The following is a 24,164-nucleotide window of genomic DNA, read 5'->3' on the forward strand; positions in this document are numbered from 1 at the left end:
GTCAAAAATACTTAATTAATCGATAAATTAACATTTAATATTTGTGCAAATCTGTGCAACAAAATTTAGCTTTATTCAAGAACTATGGGCAAAACATATAAAATAGCCGTTGTAAAAGGAGACGGCATAGGATCCGAAATTGTACCAGCGGGCGTATCCGTATTAGAGGCCGTGGCAGCAAAACACAATTTTTCCCTAGACACTACCGATTTTTCATGGGGTGCCGGTCATTATTTAAAGCACGGGGAATTCATGCCCTCAGACGGCATAGAGCAACTAAAGGCCTTTGATGCCATATACTTTGGGGCGGTTGGCCTACCTGCGGTGGATGATACCCTTCCGGCAAGGGACTACACGTTTAAAGTACGTACCCAACTGGAGCAATATGTCAACTACAGACCGGTAAAACTTTTTTCCGGGGTAAAAAGTCCCCTAAGGGACAAAACCGAAAAAGACATCGATTTTGTCATTCTTCGTGAGAACAACGAAGGGGAATTTGTCCAAAACGGTAAAATACTTTACCCTGACACCCCCAATGGCGTCGCCGTCGACACCAGCATGGTCACCCGATTAGGCGTTGAACGTATCGCCCATTACGCCTTTAAATTGGCCCGCAAGCGCCGAAAGCACGTGACCAACGTAACCAAATCGAACACCTTGATCTACACCTTGGGCTTTTGGGACAAGGTCATAGCGGAGGTTGCGGAGCAATATCCTGATGTTACCTATACGAAAATGTACATTGACAATGCTTCGGCCAGCTTTGTTTTGAAACCTGAAGTTTTTGATGTTATCGTCACTACCAATATGATGGGCGACATCCTCTCCGATCTTGGCGGTGCCATAATGGGAAGCTTAGGCCTCGGCGGTAGTGGAAACATCAACCCTGAAAATAATTTTCCTTCAATGTTCGAGCCTATTCACGGTTCTGCACCCGATATTGCAGGACAGAACATTGCCAACCCTATAGGTCAAATCTGGTCCGCGGCCATCATGCTGGAACATTTGGGCGAATCAGAGGCTGCCCAGGATATTCTTGTCGGTATAGAACACACTACCGCCAAGGGCAATTTAACCAAGGACCTCAAAGGAAACGCCACAACTTCCGAAGTAGCAGAAAGTGTAGTCGCATTCATAAAGGCCAATTAAAACTGAATTCCCAAATGGGTGAAAAACGAATCATAGACCTAACACAGACCATTGGCAACCATATGCCCGGGGCATCCATAGAAAATGCTAAAACAGTAGCCGATGATGGATGGAACGCCACCACCTTGCACCTATACTCGCATAGTGGCACCCATATGGACGCCCCGATTCATTTTGAAACCACTGAGCAGACCATAGACGAGTTGCCGGTAAGCCATTTTATTTCAGAAGCCTGGGTCGTAGATATCACTTCCATCTCCCCTAGCGAAGAAATAAAGGTTTCCCATTTGGGAGACGTGGCCCATTCGTTCAGAAAAGGGGAAAGCATATTATTGCGTTCCGGTTGGAGCAAGCGGGCGGGGACCGATAGTTATAGAAACAGCTTACCGCGTATCGGCAAGGAGCTCGCCCTTTGGCTCGGCAACAACGGCGTTAACATATTGGGCGTGGAACCCCCATCGGTGGCAGATGTCAACAATATTGAAGAGGTTACCGAAATACACACGATCTTATTTAAGAACAAGGTAATCATCATAGAAGGGCTAACCAACCTTGAGGCCCTCTCAAAACCCAAGGTCACGCTCATCGCCCTTCCTTTGAAAGTAGCAAAAGGCGATGGCGCTCCGGCCCGGGTCATAGCTATAGAAACTGAAAATTAATGGAACAAACGGCAATTTTACGTTCGATTACGGAAGGTGATGCACTACCCGGATACGAAAGGGCTATTCTTAAAGCGTTGGAGACATCCCCCAAAAGCATAGTCGTTCTAGATGATGACCCCACCGGTACCCAAACCATATACGACATACCGGTAATAACGGAATGGACCCAAGAGATCTTAGAACGGGAACTAGCTGATAACCGTATTTTTTTTATCCTGACCAACTCAAGAAGTTTACAGGCCGAAGAAGCCAACTCCCTTGCCGAATGCATCGGTCAACGCTTAAAGATAGCGGCCGACAAACTTGATAAGTCCGTTTTGGTAATCAGCCGTAGCGACTCCACCTTACGAGGCCATTATCCGAACGAGGTAGAAGCCCTGGTCAAGGGATTAGGGTGGAAAAACACCAAACAACTGTTGATTCCCGCTTTTTTTGAAGGGGGAAGATACACCTTCAATGATGTGCACTACGTTGCCGAAAAGCAACACTTTGTACCAGCTTCCAAAACACCGTTCGCCCAAGACAATACTTTTGGCTATTCTTCATCCAACCTTAAGGAATACATTCTCGAAAAGTATGGGCCCCGCATATCTCCCGATGAAATCGGGTCGATATCACTGGCCGACTTACGCGCATCGGATTTGACGAAGGTCCAAAAAGCTTTAACCTCTAAGACAAAAACACATTTTGTTGTCAACGCCACAAGTTATTCCGACTTACAGGCCATAGCCTTGTCCTGTCTTTTACATCAAGGCCATCTCGTTTTTAGAAGCGCCGCCTCCTTTGTCAACGCCTTGGGAGGAATCGCCCCTAAAAAATGCCTTGAAAAAGGCGAGTTATTAAAGAACAAAGTTTCCTATGGAGCCCTGACCGTTGTCGGTTCTTACGTCCCCAAAACAACGGCCCAATTAAACTATCTCAAAAACAGAAGCTCCGCCCTCTTCCTTGAGCTGAACGCGAATTTGGTCTTCGACATAAATGCCTTTAACGCCCAAATATCCGATTTGGCCGAACAAGCCGACAAGGCCATAGACAAGGGGCAAAACGTTGTAATTTACACCAGTCGCACCATCGTAAAGGGCGCCGATAAAAAAGAAAGCCTGGCTATTGTCAACGAAGTGGCGAACGGACTGAACTCCCTTATAAGACAGCTAAGGGTTCGGCCGCGATATATACTGGCCAAAGGAGGGATAACGTCTAGCGATATCGCAACCAAGGGTTTGGGTGTAAAACGCGCCATGGTTCTCGGACAGGTCATTAAAGGGGTTCCGGTATGGCAATTGGGAAATGAGTCGAAATTCCCTAATTTACCTTATATCGTTTTCCCTGGAAATGTTGGTGATGAAACGGCAGTGGCCGAAGTAATAGAACTTTTGAATTAATAGATAAAGATGAAAGAACACGGTTATTTCCCTAAACGTTATTTTATGGTGGTCGGCACATTTTTGCTGGCCCTGCTTTTATATATTGACCGCATCTGTATTTCTGTTGCCAAAGACCCCATTTCGGAAGCCCTGAACCTCAGCGACAAACAAATGGGATGGATTCTAGCCTCCTTTTCCCTTGGCTATGCCTTTTTTCAAACCCCGTCGGGTATTTTGGCCGACCGCTTCGGGCCACGCCGGGTACTCACTATGATCGTAACCTTATGGTCGGTGTTTACCGCATTGACGGGAGCAGCATTTAATTTTATATCGCTTTTGATCGTACGTTTTCTCTTTGGCGCGGGTGAGGCGGGTGCCTTTCCCGGCATGTCAAGGGCCATTTTTAGCTGGATCCCCCTAAAGGAACGGGGATTGGTAACCGGCATCAATTTTTCCGGTTCTCGACTAGGTGCGGCCTTCGCCCTACCTGCCGTTGCCTGGATGGTAAACGACTTCGGATGGAGGATCACCTTTTTCATTTTAGGTGCCGTTGGCGTGCTCTGGGCATTGGCCTGGTACTTTTTATTCCGTGACACCCCCGAGGAACACAACGGTATTTCAAAGGAGGAAAAGGAATTTATCATTGCCTCCCGACAAAACAAAAAAGCTACAAAAACCAAGGAAAAAATACATTTCGGAACCCTGCTTAAATCAAGGAACATGTGGTTGGCCATGGGCCAGTACTTTGCCAGTAATTTCACCTTTTTCTTTGCCCTTACCTGGCTCTTTCCCCATATAAAGAGCGAATACGGACTAGAAACGGTCGAGGCCGGATTCTACTCGGCCATACCCCTCACTTTTGGGGCCATAGGCAATTGGGTCTCAGGCTGGCTGATCGACAGGATATTCAAAAACGGCAATTGGAACAAATCGAGAATATTGCCCGCATCTATCGGTTTTGGCCTTGCGGCCATTGGTCTTTTGGGAAGTATTTATATGGATTCGGCCGTTGGAGCCATTGTTTTTCTAAGTATCGCTATTTTTGGGGCGGACATGACCCTTCCCCCATCTTGGGCCTTTTGTGTTGATATTGGCCAAAAGCACTCGGGAACGGTATCGGGCACAATGAACATGGCCGGAAACATAGGAGCCTTTATTACGGCCCTATTATTCCCTTATTTATTGGCATGGACAGGTTCCACTACCCTATTTTTTATAGTAGGTGCGGCCCTCAACATTATGGCCATATTCATTTGGTACAATATGAAACCATCAAAACACTTTTCACTATACTAAAATGAAAAAGTTAACAGGAGTATGTATCGGGGCAGGTTATTTTAGTCAATTTCACTTTGATGCCTGGCAACGCATAGAGAATGTAGAGATTGCAGCCATTTGCGACCACCAACTCGCAAAGGCCCAAACCGTTTGTGACACCTATGGTTTCAAAAAGGCCTATGACGATGTGGTTACCATGCTCGAAACGGAAAAACCTGATTTCGTTGATATTATAACACCCCCTGAAACCCATTTAGAACTCTGTAAACTTGCCATTGCAAACGAAATCGATATCATCTGTCAAAAACCCTTGGCCCCTACTTATGGGGAGTCCGTTCAAATAGCAGAAATGATAAAAAGCTCGGGAGTCCGTATGATGGTACACGAGAATTTCCGGTTTATGCCATGGTACCGCGAAATCAAAAAGCTATTGGAACAGAATACAATAGGCGACAAAATACAGACCATTCAACTTCGTATGCGGATGGGAGATGGCTGGCAAGACGACGCCTATATGAACCGACAACCTTATTTCCGTAAAATGGACCGCCTGCTTATCTATGAGACCGGCATCCATTTTATTGACGTCTTCAGCTTTTTGGGAGGAAACATCAAAAGTGTTTACGCCAAGTTACGCACCTTGAACCCCAATATTAAAGGGGAGGATTTTGCTTGGGTAAATTTTGATTTTGAAAATGGAACCCTAGGCTTTTTAGATGCGAGCCGTTATAACGAAAATACGGCCGAAGACCCCAGGTTGACCTTTGGCTCGGTACTGATCGATGGTCCCAAGGGCAGCATAAGGCTCTATGACGACGGCACCATTACCGTGCAGCCCCTCGGCAAAAAAGAAACCAAGCACACCTACCACTTTGAGAATAAGAACTTTTCGGGCGATTGTGTCTTCGCCACACAATCACATTTCATAGAACGACTGTGCGATAACAGGCCCTTTGAAACGGAGGTATCTAAATACCTAAAGAACATAGAGGTTCAAGATGCCATCTACCGTTCCAACGATGAAAAATCGCCTGTCAACATCGCATAAACACAATATTTCCGCACTTTTTACATTTGTATAAGATAGAGGCATACCTTTGCCCAGTATCTTTGTTGATACATCTTACATAAGTCTATAGAATTCAATCTGCCCGATCTTGAAGAGGATATTATTAGCCCTTTGCGTGTTTACCGCTATATACGCTCGATCACAAGAAAGTTATAGCCGTACCCTAAGGCTTATGGGCAGCAGGTTCGACATCACCGTTGTCGATACCGATTCGACCAAGGCCCATAGATATATTGATATGGCCGTTGCCGACATTTCAAGAATTGAAAAATTGATTTCTTCTTGGGACAGTCTGTCGCAGACCTCACGAATCAATAAAAACGCAGGAATCAGACCGGTAAAAGTCGACAAAGAACTGTTCGACCTTATCGAGCGGTCCCTTGCCATTAGCCAACTCACCGACGGTGCTTTTGACATCAGTTACGCCTCCATGGATGCCCTTTGGAAGTTTGACGGGAGTATGACCACAATTCCCGACCCCGAAGCCATAAAACGATCCGTTTCTAGAGTCGGTTATAAAAAAATCGTTTTAAACAGAGAAAACCGCACCGTCTTTCTAAAGGAAAAGGGCATGAAAATAGGTTTTGGGGGCATAGGGAAAGGCTATGCGGCCGACCATGCCAAAAAAATGCTCATGAGCGAAGGTGTGGTTTCCGGTATCATCAATGCCTCTGGCGATATGAACACATGGGGCAAACAAGCAAACGGCGAGCCTTGGAAAGTGGCCATCACCAATCCGATGGATAAAAACAAGGTGTTTGCGCTGCTTCCCATACAACACGGAGCCGTTGTAACCTCTGGCAATTACGAAAAATACGTAACGTTTAACGGTATTCGTTATTCCCATATCATCGACCCGAGAACAGGCTATCCGTCTACGGGCATAATCAGCGCAACCGTATTCGCCCCAAAAGCCGAACTTGCCGACGCCTTGGCCACTTCGGTCTTTGTTATGGGGAAGGAAGTCGGGCTTAACAGAATCAACCAGATACCGAATGTTGAATGCATTTTAATTGACGGGAAAGGAAACATCCATACATCCGACAAAATAGAAATAGAAAAATTATGATCGCTCGATTTTTGACAGTAGTATTGTTTATCATAACCCTAAACAGTTGTGTGGTGGTAAAAGAGTACGATAAAGTAAACCTCAACGATCCCGATATGGCCCTGTCGGACAAAAAGTGCGACCGAAATGTAACGATCGCGCATTCATATCGCGAAGCGGCCGTAGGGGCAAATGGAGGAAAAACCGGTGGCGGATGCGGCTGTAACTAAAAAAGTGTCAGATATGACGATCCACATAAAAAATATACTCCTGATCTTGCTGGTTTTCGCTTTTGCCGAAGCAAGGTCACAAGAAGAATCCACCTACAAAAAACGGGTTCTTGAGAGTACCGAAGTCGATATTTTATCAAGCTACTACTCGCAAGATGGAGATAATGCAGCGGTCAGTGGCGGCATTGGAACAGAAGAGCTAACGGATATTACCGGTACCATAGTAGTATCGATACCCTTGAACGACGATGATGTCTTGACCATAGATGCAGGCGTATCGGCCTATACCTCGGCCTCTTCAAGCAATGTCGATCCGTTTGACGGAAAAGGTAGCGCCAATGCATTTGTGGCCAGTAGCGGGGCCTCAAAAGCCGATAATTGGGTCAACCTAAAAGGTAGTTATACCCATAGTTCAGATAACAGAAACGATGTTTGGTCGGCCAGCGCTTCGCTCGCTTCGGAATACGATTACTTCTCTTTGGGATTTGGCGGGAGCTATTCCAAACTATTCAATGAAAAAAATACTGAAGCCAGTATAAATGCCAATGTCTTTTTGGATAGCTGGACTACCGTTTACCCAATAGAACTTCGTCCTTTTTCCGATGGAGGGCTAGGTTTTTTCAGACCCGACGAAATTTCAGGAAACCCAAATTACAGTCCACAATTCACGGAGTTAACAAAGAAGAACAGAAACTCATACTCCTTGGGTTTTGGACTTTCGCAAATATTGCACAAGAATGTTCAGGGATTGGTATCGATAGACCTCGTGCAACAACAAGGCCTACTTTCCACGCCTTTTCAAAGGGTTTATTTCAGCGATGTAGCGGATAGCTTTATTGAAGATTTCCATCTCGCCGACGATATCGAACGCCTTCCTGACAACCGCTTCAAAATCGCTATAGGAGGCCGTTTGAACTGGTATATGAACGAAGTACTGTCGCTACGCACCTATTATCGCTATTACTTCGATGACTGGGGCATCAACTCACATACGGCAAGCGTTGAAATCCCCATAAAACTATCGGATAAGTTTACCGTATATCCTTCCTATCGTTTTTACAATCAAACGGCAGCGGATTACTTTGCACCCTATGAAACCCATTTGTCTACCGAAAATTTTTACACTTCGGACTACGACCTCTCTAAGTACAATGCGCATCAATATGGTTTAGGCGTATCTTATACCGATATTTTTACCCAACTACATATTTCTAAATTCGGACTAAAAAGTATCGACCTTAAGTTCTATCGATACGATCGCGACACCTCCTTTGGCTATCAAATTGTTACGGCTGGTTTCAACTTTGTAATGGATTAAAAGACAAGAAAAGTCTATACTTCAAAATCGGGAAGCACTACCTTACATCTTTCAAGCCATAGTAGATAATTTTATGAATTGACCGAGGTAGGGCAATCGCTCCGACAGGCTCAAAGGAAAAAATCCTCCAATGCTGCCTTTCTTCAGGGTTCCAAAGCGTTTCCTATAGATAAGGTCAGCTTATAAAATTTGAACGCCGTTCAAATGGCCCTCGAAACGAATTTGAAACCCTATTGGAAAGTATATGGGCAAAAGTTTTACAATTGGGCAAGGTAGGGGGTTCACCATAATTTCATTTCTTTAGGAGGCCATCCTTTGGCAGCCCTACGGCTTACGCCCCGTATCAATGAGGAAATAGAATATAATTTTCCCTTAAAAAAGATATTTGAATTGCCTACTATTGCAGAATATTTAAAATATATAGAAGAGACCTTAACCTTTTTATTAAAGGAATAGAACGTACCCGTTCAAGATTACGTAAACTACCTCGAGGCAAGCCTCGGAGCATTTAATCTCGATTATCGAGTAAAATAGGATCGTATGCATTGCGCCAAACAAAATTCGGCTAAAGTCCTAAAATCAAAGCTTATCAAATATATGGCCTTGATTATTGCGCTCTGTTATATCATCAATCCTTTACACCAGCAAATCCAAACCGTACTTCACGAGGTCTCGCATATATTAACAATTCCCGATAACCTTATTTCCCATGCTTCGGTTACGGAAAAACACCATCGGGCCCACCAACATTCCGGTCAAGAAACACTTCACCAACACGAATTCATCGATGTTTTTAGCGCACTCTTTGATGCATCCGACGAAGAGGGACATCACGATGAAGAACTGCACGCCGATTTTAAATTCGACAAACACCTGGTCAAAGATTCTGACGACTACGACAGTATTGTATTCACAGAACCACGAACCACTTATTTTTGTTTCGACAACTTTCTAGAATCAAGCTACTACAATGCCATAGAAGAGCCACCGAAACCTATCTGGCCAATTTTTTTTTTGATATAAGACCCTATTGATCGGGGCTTACAATATACCGTACACACCGCTTTTCTTTATTGTGGTGGTGTGCCTATGGCTTCTATTTTATACATCAAACTATACACGATGAAAAAACAGATTATATATATATTATTAATGCTTTTTTGTACTAGCACTTATGCCCATGACCTGAACGGCAAAGTACTAAGCGAAAATAAAACCGCCTTAGAAGGTGTCGGGGTCTATAACAAGACTACAGGCGGGTATACCTACACCAATGTTTCAGGATATTTTGAACTGGACGATATTTCGGTCGGTGATGTGATTTACTTCTACAGTTTGGGCTATAAAAACCAACAGCTTACTATTACCGAGGCCCAATTGAATAGCACAGTAGAAATCATCCTTCAAGAATCGGCCGTCTCACTCGACCAAGTCGTATTGGTTTCAAAAGTAAATGCGCTGAGCAATTTTGTCAATGTAGACGTAAAGGCAAATCCCGTAAAATCTTCACAAGAAATATTGCGAAAAGTACCGGGGTTAATTATAGGGCAGCATGCCGGTGGAGGAAAAGCCGAACAAATATTCTTAAGGGGATTCGATATCGACCATGGAACCGATTTGGCCATAAATGTAGACGGACTTCCCGTAAACATGGTATCGCATGCGCACGGACAGGGTTATTCCGATATGCATTTCATTATCCCAGAAACCATAGATAACATCGACTTCGGAAAGGGGCCCTATTATGTCCACAAGGGAAATTTCAATACGGCCGGCTACGTCGATTTGAAAACGAAACGAAAAATCGATAAGAATACGGTCTCCCTTGAGCTAGGACAGTTTAATACACTCCGTACCCTAGGTATGTTCAAAGTTGCCGAAAGCGACTTTAGCAACGCTTATTTGGCTTCTGAGCTAGTTCTGACCGATGGTCCTTTTGAATCATCGCAAAACTTCAATCGCATCAATATTATGGGACGATACTCATTCAATAATAGAAAAGATCAGGACCTGACCCTTACCCTATCGCACTTTCAAAGTAAATGGGACGCTTCGGGCCAGATACCACAACGTAGCGTTGACGCGGGTAGCATCAGTAGGTTTGGGGCCATTGATGATACGGAGGGAGGAAATACCAGCAGGAGCAACCTTCTTTTGAACCATACCAAACAGCTTGATGAGCATTCAAGGGTAAAATCTAAAGCCTATCTGACCCAATATGACTTCGAGCTTTTCTCCAATTTTACATTCTTTTTGGAAGACCCCGTAAACGGCGACCAAATAAGGCAATCTGAAGACCGCACCATAATCGGGGCCGAAACCAGCTACGAGCATTCCGTTCATATTGGTAATCACGATTCACAGTTCAAGTACGAGTCCGGTATAGGGTTTAGGTACGATGATGTCAATGACGTTCAACTCTCCCGTACCAAGAATCGCCAAACCCTATTGGAGCGACTGGCTTTCGGCGATGTTGACGAACTTAATGCCTACGGTTTTTTTGATATCACCTACAAGAAAAACAAATGGACCCTGAACACAGGGCTCAGGTTAGACTATTTTAAGTTCGATTATATCGATAAACTTTCCGAAACCTACGATAGCAAAAGTGAAAACAAACTTTTTCTCGGGCCCAAACTCAATATCATCTATGCCCCCACGTCAAACTTGCAATTATTTGCCAAGTCAGGTATAGGCTATCATTCAAACGACACCCGAGTGGTTACAGCCAACAATGGCAAGGAAATTTTACCCTTGGCCTATGGGGCGGACCTGGGTGCTATTTATAAACCCATAGACAGACTTGCGATCAATGTAGCCCTATGGTCCCTCTTCCTTGACCAGGAATTCGTTTACGTTGGCGATGCGGGCATCGTTGAACCCAGCGGAAAAACCAAGCGCCTTGGGCTAGATTTCGGTTTAAGATACCAACTTACCGACTGGCTCTATGCCAATGGTGATATCAACTATACCTACGCGAGAAGTAGTGAAGACCCAAGCGGTCAAGACTATATTCCCTTGGCCCCCGACCTAACGTCTTCGGCGGGACTCTCCTTTAGTAATATCAATAATTTTTCAGGAGGGATCAATTATAAGTTCGTGAAGGATAGACCTGCCAACGAGGATAATTCCATTGTGGCGGAAGGATATTTTGTAACCGATTTGAACATCAACTATTCCATTAAGAATTGGACCTTGGGCATAATTGTAGAAAACTTGTTTGACACCGAATGGAACGAAACCCAATTTGCCACTGAAAGTCGACTTTTTAACGAAACCGAACCCGTAGAAGAAATTCATTTTACTCCGGGTACACCCTTTTATTTAAGGGGAAAAGTTTCGGTCACCTTTTAGTTTTTTCAATTTTTATACAAACGATGGTAAGGTGAATTCACCTTACCATCGTTTTTGTTTTTAAGACCGATCAAAGTTTTTAAGAATTGTTCCGATTATAGCGGTTCTAACTTATCTTTGTATAGAACCAAACAAAACATCATAAATATCGGCATTGTCCGTTATACCTCTTACGATACTAACGAAACCCTTATAAATGTTTCACTTTTTCAGTAAAAAGAAATTCTTGTCCGATTACCTAGAAGGGTTTATCGATATCCATAACCACATCTTACCGGGTATTGATGATGGGGCCAAAACCGTAGACGAATCGATTGGCCTTATCAAAGCATTTTCCGAATTGGGCGTAAAGCATTTTATTGCCACCCCACATATCATGTCTAACTATTACCCCAACACCAAAGAGACGATTCAGGCCGCCCTATCGGAATTAAAGAATGCCCTTTTACAAAATGGATTGACAGATATTTCCATAGAGGCATCGGCCGAACATATGATCGATGACAATTATGAATTTTTATTGGAGAGCTCGGGCGTAATGCCCATGAAGAAGGACTATCTTCTTGTAGAAATGTCCTATTTGCAGCCACCTATAAATTTTGATGACGCCATTATAAAGACGGCCTCCAATCGATTTTTTCCGATTCTGGCCCACCCAGAGAGATATGGCTTTCTACACCATCGAATGAAACGATATAACCAATACAAAGACAATGGGATATTGTTTCAGATGAACTTATTGTCGCTGAGCGAGTATTACGGCAAGGAAGTGCCAAAAGTAGCCCATGAACTTTTAGAAAACGGTTTCATCGATTTCCTGGGTTCGGATATACATAACATGAATCAATTCAACGCCCTTAAAAAACTTACGGTATCAAAAAAGACCTTGGAGCAGTTATTACCATTGATCAATAATACCATCGAGACCTTTTATTAAGATAGGTCAAATCGAAGGAAAGAAATTTCGTGTATTCAAACAAAAAAGCCGCTGTATAGCGGCTTTTTTTATATTCAGTTCAAAATAATCTAATTCTTCACCAGGAACTTTATGGTAACCGGGTCACCCATATTGTTCACTATGTTCAGGAAGTAAATACCATCCCTTAACAGATAAACGGGTATGTTATAGGCATTATCCCCGGAAAGAACAATATCCTCGGCACTAATATCGCTAATCAATCGTCCTTGTTGATCGTGCAAATTAACCCCCAGCATAATAAAGTCAGCAGGTTGGTTGAGCACCCGAACGCTTACGACGCCTTCGGTAACGGGGTTGTCTTTTAAAATATACCCCATCTTATCCCCTTCAAGGGTTTCCGAAACGATTATGGTCACCGTTGCGGTATCGGTAACCCCTTCAGCATCGGTAACGGTAAGCTCTACATTGTAAGTGCCGTTTTCAACAAAGGTATTAGCAGTATCCGAATCGGTCGATGTTTTTCCATCTTGAAAATCCCATAAATAACTAACGACATCACCGAATGACTTACTACCCGTAAAAGTTACTTCTAGTGGCGCACTTCCTTCGGTAGGAGCCGCTTCGGCAACAGCCAAAAGTCCATTTTCATTTACAACAGTAACCGTAACGGTATCAGAATCCGATTCTCCCTCATCATCGGTAACGACAAGAGTAAATACATAGACTCCGGCACTCAAATTGCTAACGGTCAAACTTGCCGTATCGGCTCCACTCAACGTTGCCAAATCAGGTCCGCTTTTTTGGGACCAAGCATAAGAAACTTCTCCTCCATCAGGATCCGATCCAAACCCGGTAAGCACGACATTGCTTATTGGCAAGGTCAATACTTGGTCATCACCGGCATCGGCCGTAGGTGCCCCTTCCACTACCGGTTCAATTATTTCAATACCTGATATTTTCGGGTATTCTGTGACCGGTGTCAAGGTAATGGTCAAACTGCCATCCGTAACATTTATACCGCTAAAGGTCTCTATTACGGCCGTTGCCGCACCTCCAGCCGCTACAAAAATATCGTAGTTTTCCTTTTGCTGCTGACCTTCAACATCGATATTAAAAATACGCGATCCAGCTCCTCCTTCAGCTCCTCCTTGTGCACCATAATATATCTCCGCAAAGTGCAAGTTAACACTATGCTCACCGTTACTAACTGGAATCTCATAAATTAAACTTCCGCTAGTTCGATAACGCTCAGTTTGGTACAATACATCGTTTTCCGTGTTAGCTATTTCTATGGCATTAACTAAAGTTTCTCCTCCATTAGAATGTATATCACCGGCCCAATTTTTACCATCATGGATAAAGGTAGGACCTCCACTATTAATTCTTGTAACTATTGAAACACTCGATTTAGTTACCCTTACCTCGTCGAACCCAATTTCCCCTTCATCATCGGTAACCATTAAACGGAAAACATAAATACCGTCTTCAATCATATCAGTTACCTTCAACTCCTGTGTCAATTCACCCGATAAAGTCGCCGATGGGCCACTTTGCTGGCTCCAACTATAGGAAACGATATCACCTCCATCCGGGTCACTTCCCGATCCGACCAAAGTCACACTTGTCGCCGATATAATCTTATCCGAACCTGCATTAGCTATTGGTCTGTCATCAAGTAACGGAGGGGTTGTATTTTCGTAAATTCTGAGAACTTTGTCATTTAACCACCCATTGGAAACCACATCTAAATCTCCATCAGCATCAATGTCCACTACCCTGGCACCGTCATGATGCTCATACCCCAAGGCTCCATCATCTAAAATAATCTTGTTAAATTGACCAGAACCACAGAGGTCGTTCTCAAAGGCTATCAAGCGATTCTCACCCCTCCATTCTCCGACGACGATATCTTGATCACCATCAAAATCAATGTCCACCGCAGAAACACTTAGACTTCCTTCTATATCATCCGCCAAATCATGTCGTATCCATGGTTGGGTCGGGTCAGAAGGCGTTTCAAACCACGCAAATTGCTTATTATTGCCACTTCCTCCCCAACCTAATTGTCCAACTACGGCATCCAAATCGCCATCGCGGTCAAAATCGGCCAATTGGGCCCTATCCGGTGTGGATACATACGTTATTCCTGTTGAAAAAGTTTCAAAATTCAGGTCGCCATTATTTCGCAACCAATTTATACCTTGGAACAAATCGAGATCGCCGTCGCGGTCAATATCACCTGCTTGAATGTCTTCTCCCGACGAATCAGGACTGATATCTACCAAACTCCACTCTTCGGTTGTAATTAAAGATTTGGTCGGAGGTGTAAGCATTTGAATCGGTGAATCGGTCGATTCGGCGCCGTTCCAGTTAATCGCCATTCTGTAGATGCCTGTGTTATCAAATACACCACCGGCTATACCAGCCAAAAATGGCTCATAATAATCTGAATCTCCCTCAGGTATATTTTCGTACACCGTAAAGTTACCTTTCCCATCATTTTGCGCCCAAACTAGCTCAACACCTGTATAAGCTCCTTTTGTACCCAGTAAATCCAAATCACCATCCTGATCGAAGTCATAAACATGGGCTACATTTTTAAATGTCCCTCCTATTTCTTTTTTCTCCCAATCTCCAGAAGCATAACCTGGATTTTTATACCACCAACCACCGGTTACAATGTCCTTCAAGCCATCGCCATCCAAATCATCATCTGCAAAAGTATATACTACCGTGTACGGATTGGGGTCGAACTCATGAACCACCCAAGATTCAGGAAATGGGGTCTCGTTGCAAGTAATCAAACCTGTTACGTTTACGACTACCTCGTCATAAATACCCGTACCAATATGGTTTTCGGTAAACAACTCAATTCGTATTGTATGTTCTCCTTCAGATAAATCAGAGAATGGAATAGGATCATAGCCGTAATACTTGTCTACCAAACTACCATCTAAAAAATAATGCACGTGCGTATCGCCTTCGTTGATTACCCAATTTTCTACCCTAAAGGCCACTTCAAATGAAGTGTTAACATCCCAACCGTTTGAAGGTGAAATAATCGTAATATTTGCATTGACATCCCCTTTATCAAAGGTATCCTTCGATAAAATTTCAATACCATTGACTTTTGGACTCCTCTCTACCCCATTAAAGTAGATACTCGCGAAACCATCCGATATGGTTACATTATCAAACTCCTTCACCAATGCCGTAGCCGGATCTGTTTCAGCCAAAATATCAAAATTGGACAGAACCTCCTTACCTTCAATCACTACGTCAAACACCCGTGTTCCAGGCCCTTTGTCAAGTTGATCTTTATCCACACCATAGTAAATTTCAGCAAAATGAAGCCTTATGTCATATTCTCCAGAGAGGGCCACTGGAATTTCATAACCAAAAGCTCCCTTATTGTTCGTATAACGTTCCGTTTGATACAAATCATCTGCCTCGGTCCCTACAACAGGAACATTAATGCTGTATTTACTACCAGAATTAAAAAATTCATCTTTTTTGAAAATTTCTCCCCCGGGGCCTGTAATTTCATTTCCTCCAGTGTTAATTCTAATTTCCTCAAAAACAAAGAACGAAAAGCTATCCGTAACCATTGGGACATCACTTGTATTTTGCACATTGGAAATACTCAAACTATAATCGACACCCTCACTTAAGAGCGAAGTATTAAGAAACACAGTGTGTCCATCCGCCTGAAGTTCCGCACTCTCTATCGTTACTCCATTTGTAATTGAGTAGTTAGAAGTATTTTCTGCCATACTCTCATTTACATACTCCGAGAATTTCACCTCTACCCGGTTGTTTCCTTTTGGTTCAACCCTATGAACCTCGGGAGGTGTATTGTCTTCTGAAACCCCATCTCCTAAAAATTCTATATAATTCAAACGAAATATATCTTGGGAAGAACTGACATTTTTAAATACAAAGTACAAATCATGCTTACCTCCAGGATTTGTTATAGGTGTTTGAATATGCTGCCAATTATCATTCCCTCCAGTTGAAGGAACACTCGTAAGAGCCACCAATGTTCCTGTGGGACTATCTAACCTCAATTCAATAGTACCTCCTGCATTTTCAGATGCCACCAAATACTTCACCGCATTCATATTTAATAAATTACGGCCTTCAAAAGATATGTATGAATTGTTATTTACCTGAATGGCACTAGAAGCTCCTTCCAAATCATAAGTGTTTGGAATAATGGTGACCCCATTTTGAGAATCGTAATATTCAGCTTCTCTTCTTTTGGGATGAAGTTTTATTTGGCCTCTTGATATGAGCCCCCCACTATCGCTATAATTTGAATTGATTACGTAATAGATATCCATTTCCCCATCAATTTGATGGTCTCCATCTCCAAGATTAATGGTAGAAGTACAGGCGTCAATAGCATCTACATCATGAAAATGATTTTCATGGCCCAAGGAAGGTATAACGTTTACATCTTCACATGGAATAGCGCCATCTTCATTATCTGTTGCTGCCAAATCAAAATCGACATCATCGTTCCAGTTAAAGAAGCCACCGTCAACAGGTGAATTAAAGCTAAACTGCGTTTTGGTATTTCCTGCATAGATTTTAATAATCTTGGCACCGACTGCTCCATCTGGATCTGTAACTTTAAGTTGAGCCGTAAAAGTCCCTTCCGTAGTATAGGTATGTGATATATTAGGAGTGGTATAATCAACAGTCCCGTCTACATCAATATCCCATTCGTAAATAAGTGGAGAATCTCCATTGGGATCCGTTGTTTGGTCACCAGTAAAGTTAACGGTAAGAGGCAGTGGTCCATTGGTCACATCTGCTTTCATAACCACCGTTGGCGGGGAGTTCGTTGTAATTCCGGTGTAATTGACCTGAATAAGTCTTCCAATCCCCTCGGGAATATCTTGAGGACAACATCCTTTACCATAAGCCAATATATACATTTTACCGTCCGGTCCTAATTCCATATCGATATAACCATCCTTACTATTACCCTCACCCGGAAAAACGTCGCCAGTAAGCATTTCTTCTGAAATTATACTGCCGTCAGCTGCCATTTCCACTCCCCAAATTCGACTGGTATTGAAATCAAAGTAAAAGAACATATCGTCAAACTCCGCTGGCAATCGTTGCTTATCTAACAATTCATCATTTACATAGTTATACCTAAACCCTGCCAAATAACATTTATGGAATTTTTCTATCCAAGCAGGTTCTGCAGGTGGTAATACGGTAGCTCCCGTATTCCATTTTGAAATGTTTTCTGGAGCTGCAGGATTGTTATAATATTTGGGGCTAGCATAAGTTATCTGATATGGATCGTTATCCGCTCCTGAAAAATAGGGCCATCCATAGTTGCCGGCTTCTTTGGTCAAATTTATCTCGTCAAGTCCTTCTGGACCCAAATCCCCTGCAGTGTTTCCATCAGGGCCGACCTCGCCCCAAAACAACCAATCATTGTGTTCCTTGTCCACAAATATACGATAGGGGTTTCTGGCTCCCATCACATAAATTTCAGGTCTTGTATTAGGAGTCCCTTGAGGAAATAAGTTACCACTTGGTATTGTATAGGTACTACCGGGACCCGGTTTGATCCTTAAGATTTTACCTCTTAAGTCATTTGTATTCGATGAGGCCTTCTCCGCACTATAATCAGAATCCCCTTCGTCTAGAGGCGCATAATATTTGGCCCCATAAGTAGTATTATCTCCCGTGGCTATATAAAGGTTACCTTGAGAATCGAAATCCATATCCCCTCCAGAATGCCATAAAGCCGATCTTGAAGTATTCCATTGAATAATAATTTCTTCCGAACTAAGGTCAATTGCATCACCGACAACACTAAATCTAGAGACCCTATACCCAACAAAATCGATAGGGGCATAATGCAAATAAATCTTATTGTTAATTTCAAAATCTGGATCAACGGCTATCCCAACAAGACCATCTTCATGTTCATGATAAACAGGTATCACTCCTGCTGAAACAGTATATTGTTCATCTGGTTTATATATTTGAACCTCACCAAAACGATCTAAAATAAATATTCTACCGTCAGGGGCAAATTTAAAACTTGTTGCATTTGACAAACCCGTCACAATATCGACTTTGGAAAATTCGTCGGTCAACTGTGCCTCCGCCCTAAAACTTCCCGTAAAAACGATTAAACAAGTGATTAAAAAACTTGTTACGTAATTATTTTTCATATCAAATAGTGTTTTCTTTTTCCTAATGCGTATGTCTTCCACAGCTAACAAATATAATCTAATAACACCCTGAGGATTGAATACCCTACTTCTTTTCGTTAAAAGCGGGCTGAACTTCGGTCAATTACAAACCACAACTTAAACTGATGATTCCACCTTGTTTACCAAAGTTTTGTTGAACCTTCTGTTTGCAAGCGGTCGTACTCTACTACAATTAAATTCTTTAGGGGAAGATTTCTATATTCCTGCGAAAATAGGTATTTTTTTAAAGGTGGTTAACCCCTATATATCAAGAAGTTTCCTGTTCTTTATAAAAAAAACAAAAACCCTGAATTTCTCCAGGGTTTTTCTTACTTTTTAAGATGCTTTTTCCTTAAAATTTCCACCATTTCTTTTGGGTCTTACCATAGCCGTAGCCATATTTACCACCGTATCCCAAATTAGAGGAATCCACATCATTGACTACAAAGGACAAACCTTTAATTTTTCCTTCCTCCTGTAATTTTATAGGGTATTCTACAGCCTTGGTTTCAGTAACTCCCGCTCTAGTTACATACAATAATAAATCTGCAAACTCACTGATAAGCAGTGTATCGGTCACCACCATAAGAGGAGCGGTATCCACGATAACATAATCGTAATTTTCCGATACTTTACTAAATAGATCATTGACCCTATCACTCATCAACAACTCTGCCGGATTGGGCGGGATACGTCCTGAATATATCACATCTATCGTATTCCGATGAACCAACATTGGATTTACTATATCACGTAATTCAATAGTATTGTCATACAAGTACTCTGTTAAACCTGCATCTTTATTTCTGCTCGGTTTCTTCATTTTATCAATATCCCCGCCCCCAGAGAAAAATGTATATAATTTAGGATTCCGAATATCCGCTCCAAGAAGCAGAACTTTCTTATTGGTACTCGCTAAAATCATTGACAGATTCGTTGACAGGAATGTTTTCCCCTCACCGGGCACACTAGAGGTCACAAATATAATATTGCTCTTTCCTTCTTTCTTTTTCTTTGATTTTATAAGGTAATCTAAATTGGTTCGAATTATCCTAAGGGACTCCGCAAGGACTGACCTATCCTCCTTTACAACAAACTTTTCTTCTTTTTTTGAAAGCCTTGGTAATTCCCCAAGAATTGGTACATTCTTAACAACTTTTTCTAAAGAATGCATATTATGTACTTTATTATCTAACAACTCTTTAGCATAGATAATACTGAACGGAACCAGTAAACCTAAAATAAAAGAAGCTAGGTAGATAATTGATTTCTTGGGCGAAACCGGCAGCTTACTTATGCTATAAGCCTTATCCACTACTTTAGATTTAGGAGAACTTGAAGCTGCAGATATTTGGGCCTCTTCTCGCTTTTGAAGTAGATAGAGATATAAAGACTCCGTCGTTTGTTGTTGTCTAGTAATGTCTCTCAATGCACGTTCGTTAGCAGGTGACGAATATATTTTTGAATTGAATCGAGCCTGTTGACCGCTTAAAGAGTTTACCGTAAGCCCTAAATTGTTAACCGTGCTACTTAAACTAGACTGCATACTACGCTTTAAACCGGCTATTTGCTGATCTAGATTTACAATAACCGGGTTCTTTTCATTCGAACTTTTTAACAGTCTCTTTCGCTCCAAGACCAATTGATTATATCGGTCCGTTGTACTCGCAATGGTGGGGTCGGAAAGTCCTACATTAGTCGGCAGAACCTCATAGCTATCTTGTTGTTGAACTAAATCTTGCATTGACGCCGCAATATTCAACTGATTTCTGGCATTGGCCAGTTCTTGTTGATTTGCCACGCCCACATTCAGGTTGACACTCGCTTCCGCCGCAATATCTGTAACCCCTTTTTCTGTTTTAAAGTCCTGGGCAGACTGATCCACACTTGCCAAATCAGATGAAATATTAGCAATACGCTCATCTATAAAATTAGAAGTACGATCTGCAATTATTTGCTTATCCTCTATAGCATTTTCATTATAGATTCTTACCAAGGCGTCGAGAATATGCACAGCTTTTTCTCGAATAGGGTCTTCTAATGTTAAATTTACGATATTCGAAAGCTCCCCTGGATTGCTTACAACCACTCTTGTTCTATAACCTTGAGCAACATCCTCGATTGGTTTAACTGAAATTCTTAATTTTTTGTTCTTATAACTTTCAAAAACCCCAACGTTTGGTGTTATTACAATATCCCCAATCGGAGTAGATATATTTTTCCCGAACGCAAATATTTTTACAGGCTTATCCTCCTCTTCGGTATAACCAAATGTGGTAGAAGACGAAATAGTAATAAAAAAATTAAGATTGGCTCGATTCAAAATAGAATCAGCTGCAATAAAATTTATATTCACGGGAGGGTTCTTATATAACTCCGTTTCCTTTATATTCCCTTGAACTAGGATTTTCGTATTAAGGTTCAATTCTTTTACCACCCTAATGAAATTTGAACGAGAACGTATTAACTGTAATTCATCCTCAACCTTATTTTTTCCACCTCCAAACAAACTTAAATCCTTAAAAACATCTAATTCAGACCCTGAAGTTTTATCCTCTAAGATTTGAATTTGGGCTTGGACGGCATATTGCGGTGTGGCATACCTTATATACGTGTAAGCCACCACAAGCGCCACCAGCACAGACAACACGAACCACTTCGCATACGTCGTATATGTATTTAATATTTCCTTAATATCAAAGGAATTGTTCGGCAATGGATTTTGAGTATTTAAGCTCATTTTATTTTTTTAAGAACAACAACTTAAAATTAATTTGTCCTGGTAATTAATAACACTGTTGAAGTAATCAACAAAGATGCCACGGAAACGTAGATAGACGCTCGATTATCCAAGGTGGAGGATTTAATAGCCGAATTGTTCGGCTCCACATAAACTACATCGTTTTGGGTCAAATAATACACAGGCGAACTTAAGGCTTCCTTTTTTGTCAAGTCGATACGCGTGTACACCTTGGTGCCATCAAAGTCCCGAATGACCATTACGTTTTCTCGCTTCCCTTTAATCGTAAGATCCCCTGCCAATCCTAAAGCCTCCATAATAGTAATCCGCTCCCCATCTACAGGATAGGTCCCTGGACGATTCACCTCGCCTAAAACCGAGATACTAAAGTTTCTAAGCCTGATATTTATAATAGGGTCTTTCAAGTAATCTGAAAGCTTATCCCTAAGCAAAACCCTTACCTCTTCACCCGATAAGCCTGCAATTTTTATTTTCCCTATTACCGGAAAATCAATTTCCCCTTCCTTATCAATCAAATAATCGACTTGTTCCGGACGAATCCCTCCTTCGGACCCTCCTCTAAACAGATTAAATGGTGCACTCGCCTCACTATCTAAAGTAGACACATAAATACTCACTAAATCATCTACCTTAAACTTAGGGGTGAAACTATTCTTATCGACCAAGGTTTCAAAGTCTCCCGTATTCTGAAAATAAACCACTTCTTTTCTTGTGGCACATGAAGAAAGTAGAACGGCTGACAATACCAAAAGAGGTATAATCGACCTTAAAGAACTAGTAATTGCGGTAAGACTTCGTTTTTTCATAGACATAGTGTTTCAAATTTTGGTGCAATGATAACAAATAAAAAACTTATAAAACTTTTTTAAGCGGATGATTCTTAGTGGTGTTCTGCTTCTTTTTGTCAAGCAAACACAACTCCGAATTATTGGAGATAAATTCTGGGACAATTTCCTTCATTAAACTTACCGTGCTTTCATTAAAGAACATATTGGAAACACAAAGTTCATCTATTTTAGCATGTACCAGGGTATAATCCAGTTCCCTGGTCTTACCGATCATAATTTTTTTATGATAGGTAGGCAAGGTATTTTCCCCATTTGCCAACAGTTCTTCGTATAACTTTTCACCGGGTCTCAAACCTGTGATTTTTATATCGATGTCCTCAGGATATCGAAGTCCGCTCAGCTTGATCATATTTTTGGCCAAATCGAATATCTTTACCGATTCGCCCATGTCAAAAATAAAAATTTCGCCGCCTTCTCCCATAGCACCGGCTTCAAGAACCAATTGTGATGCCTCGGGTATGGTCATAAAAAAACGGGTGACGTTTTCATGGGTAACGGTCAAAGGCCCTCCTTTTTCTATTTGCTTTTTAAACAGAGGAATGACGGATCCATTTGACCCAAGCACATTTCCAAAACGCGTGGTTATGAATTTCGTCTTTCCTTTTTGCTGCATACAACTGATATACATTTCCGCAATTCGTTTGGTAGCCCCCATGACATTGGTCGGGTTCACCGCTTTGTCGGTAGAAATGAATATAAACTTGTCGACATTATGACTGATAGACAAATCGGCAACTACCTTTGTACCTGCCACATTGATCTTAATGGCCTCATAGGCATTGTATTCCATTAAAGGAACATGCTTGTAGGCGGCGGCATGAAAAACAATATTCGGCTTGTATTCCTGAAAGAGGTTGTTCAATCTATTTTTATCGCGTACATCCCCCACAATAGGCATAAAATTGTGGTAGCCATTTTGTTTTAATTCTTGTTGCAAATCGTACAAGGCCGATTCCGATTGATCGATAACAATCAATGATTTATAGTTATAAGTACATACTTGACGTACGATTTCACTACCGATAGACCCCGCGCCTCCCGTAACAAGAACAACCTTGTTTTTGATTTCGCCTGCGATTTTAGAATTTTTGATGTTGATCGGCGCACGATCCAACAAATCTTCAATCTGAATCTGCTTGATTTGCGATACTTTCAACTCACCGTTGATCCATTGCTCTACCGGAGGAACAATTTTAACCTGGACCGGAAAGTCCACCAAACCTTCGACCAAAACCTTTAAACTTCTTGGGTCAATATTCTGTATAGAAAAAATAACTTCTGAAATATTGTTCTTTACAATAAAATCGCGGTTCAGTACATCTTTATGAAATACTTTTACCCCATTGATTTGCTTGCCAACCTTTTTTACATCTTCATCGACATAACCCACTACCCTAACCCGGCTTTTTGTATGGTTGACCAGGGCGTTCTGGGTCAATATACCCGACTCCCCCGCTCCAAAAATCAAAACATTCTTATTGACCTTAAAATCGCGGGCCATAAGGTTGTTGTAAAGCGCCTTAAACACATACCTTGAAGCCGTAAGGGCCACAAAGCTCAACAAGCTATGGATAATGATGATCCCCAAGGGAACCGTAAAATTCTCGAATACGCCAAGCTCCCTATTGAACAAGACCATGGAAATCAGCAAAATGCTTGAAAGACAAATGGCATTGAATATGTTGTATACATCCCTTACCCCTGTATGCCTAATAACCCCTTTATGGGAGCCCGTAAAAATAAAAGAGGCCAAAGCTATCAAGGCAATAATAGGCAATTGAACAAATAGTCTTTCTATTTCAAAATCTAAAGTGAGATTAAAACGTATGATATACGATAACACGAAGGAAATAGAGATCATAACCACGTCAATGGCCAAAACCAACCACTTAGACGCATATTTATGAGCATTACTTACTAAATAGTCTTTTATCATC

Annotated in this window: 15 protein-coding genes and 1 pseudogene; 12 read left to right on the forward strand and 4 right to left on the reverse strand. The window is 41.9% G+C overall.

The window, feature by feature from the left end:
• Window positions 1–84: 84 nt before the first annotated feature.
• The 12 genes and pseudogenes from B4Q04_RS20500 to B4Q04_RS20555 all read left to right on the forward strand — a co-directional run bounded on the left by B4Q04_RS20500 (window position 85) and on the right by B4Q04_RS20555 (window position 12,409).
• Entirely contained in the window at window positions 85–1,149 is a 1,065-nt protein-coding gene (locus B4Q04_RS20500; protein WP_088697932.1) for a tartrate dehydrogenase, read from the forward strand.
• A gap of 14 nt (window positions 1,150–1,163) precedes the next feature.
• Window positions 1,164–1,808, forward strand: coding sequence for a cyclase family protein (locus B4Q04_RS20505; protein WP_088697933.1), 645 nt, complete (start codon window positions 1,164–1,166; stop codon window positions 1,806–1,808).
• Window positions 1,808–3,193 carry a four-carbon acid sugar kinase family protein gene (locus B4Q04_RS20510; protein WP_088697934.1) on the forward strand — a complete coding sequence of 462 codons (1,386 nt, stop codon included), beginning with the start codon at window positions 1,808–1,810 and terminating at the stop codon, window positions 3,191–3,193. Before B4Q04_RS20505 ends, B4Q04_RS20510 begins: the two co-directional genes overlap by 1 nt.
• Window positions 3,194–3,202: 9 nt before the next feature.
• On the forward strand, window positions 3,203–4,471 hold the full coding sequence (locus B4Q04_RS20515) for an MFS transporter (protein WP_088697935.1): 1,269 nt from the start codon (window positions 3,203–3,205) through the stop codon (window positions 4,469–4,471).
• Window position 4,472: 1 nt separating this feature from the next.
• Window positions 4,473–5,501, forward strand: a complete 1,029-nt coding sequence (locus B4Q04_RS20520; protein WP_088697936.1) for a Gfo/Idh/MocA family protein — start codon at window positions 4,473–4,475, stop codon at window positions 5,499–5,501.
• 109 nt (window positions 5,502–5,610) lie between these two features.
• Window positions 5,611–6,591, forward strand: coding sequence for an FAD:protein FMN transferase (locus B4Q04_RS20525; RefSeq protein WP_236631067.1), 981 nt, complete (start codon window positions 5,611–5,613; stop codon window positions 6,589–6,591).
• Window positions 6,588–6,800: a DUF4266 domain-containing protein gene (locus B4Q04_RS20530; protein ID WP_088697956.1), complete on the forward strand. Its 213-nt coding sequence runs from the start codon at window positions 6,588–6,590 to the stop codon at window positions 6,798–6,800. Before B4Q04_RS20525 ends, B4Q04_RS20530 begins: the two co-directional genes overlap by 4 nt.
• A gap of 13 nt (window positions 6,801–6,813) precedes the next feature.
• Window positions 6,814–8,118 carry a DUF3570 domain-containing protein gene (locus B4Q04_RS20535; protein ID WP_236631068.1) on the forward strand — a complete coding sequence of 435 codons (1,305 nt, stop codon included), beginning with the start codon at window positions 6,814–6,816 and terminating at the stop codon, window positions 8,116–8,118.
• Between the two features lie 291 nt (window positions 8,119–8,409).
• Window positions 8,410–8,574, forward strand: a pseudogene (locus tag B4Q04_RS23190) (phosphopantetheine-binding protein); the annotation flags it as partial.
• 84 nt (window positions 8,575–8,658) lie between these two features.
• Window positions 8,659–9,141 (forward strand): hypothetical protein, encoded by a 483-nt coding sequence (locus B4Q04_RS20545; RefSeq protein WP_088697940.1) that lies wholly within the window; start codon window positions 8,659–8,661, stop codon window positions 9,139–9,141.
• A gap of 99 nt (window positions 9,142–9,240) precedes the next feature.
• Entirely contained in the window at window positions 9,241–11,472 is a 2,232-nt protein-coding gene (locus B4Q04_RS20550; protein ID WP_088697941.1) for a TonB-dependent receptor, read from the forward strand.
• A gap of 196 nt (window positions 11,473–11,668) precedes the next feature.
• Window positions 11,669–12,409: a tyrosine-protein phosphatase gene (locus B4Q04_RS20555; protein ID WP_013995115.1), complete on the forward strand. Its 741-nt coding sequence runs from the start codon at window positions 11,669–11,671 to the stop codon at window positions 12,407–12,409.
• An 89-nt stretch (window positions 12,410–12,498) separates the two neighbouring features.
• Here the strand turns inward: B4Q04_RS20555 and B4Q04_RS20560 are convergent, their stop codons facing one another.
• The 4 genes from B4Q04_RS20560 to B4Q04_RS20580 form a co-directional block, all read right to left on the reverse strand.
• Window positions 12,499–18,597, reverse strand: a complete 6,099-nt coding sequence (locus tag B4Q04_RS20560; protein WP_088697942.1) for a malectin domain-containing carbohydrate-binding protein — start codon at window positions 18,595–18,597, stop codon at window positions 12,499–12,501.
• A gap of 373 nt (window positions 18,598–18,970) precedes the next feature.
• The gene (locus B4Q04_RS20570; protein WP_088697944.1) at window positions 18,971–21,358 is read right to left on the reverse strand and encodes a GumC family protein; all 2,388 of its coding nucleotides are present in this window, start codon (window positions 21,356–21,358) and stop codon (window positions 18,971–18,973) included.
• A gap of 29 nt (window positions 21,359–21,387) precedes the next feature.
• A complete protein-coding gene (locus B4Q04_RS20575) occupies window positions 21,388–22,185 on the reverse strand; it encodes a polysaccharide biosynthesis/export family protein (protein WP_088697957.1) in 798 nt (265 codons plus the stop codon).
• 46 nt (window positions 22,186–22,231) lie between these two features.
• Window positions 22,232–24,163 carry a polysaccharide biosynthesis protein gene (locus tag B4Q04_RS20580; RefSeq protein WP_088697945.1) on the reverse strand — a complete coding sequence of 644 codons (1,932 nt, stop codon included), beginning with the start codon at window positions 24,161–24,163 and terminating at the stop codon, window positions 22,232–22,234.
• Window position 24,164 lies beyond the last annotated feature (1 nt).

This window comes from Zobellia sp. OII3 (assembly GCF_002211465.1).
In the GTDB taxonomy this organism is placed as follows: Bacteria; Bacteroidota; Bacteroidia; order Flavobacteriales; family Flavobacteriaceae; genus Zobellia; species Zobellia galactanivorans.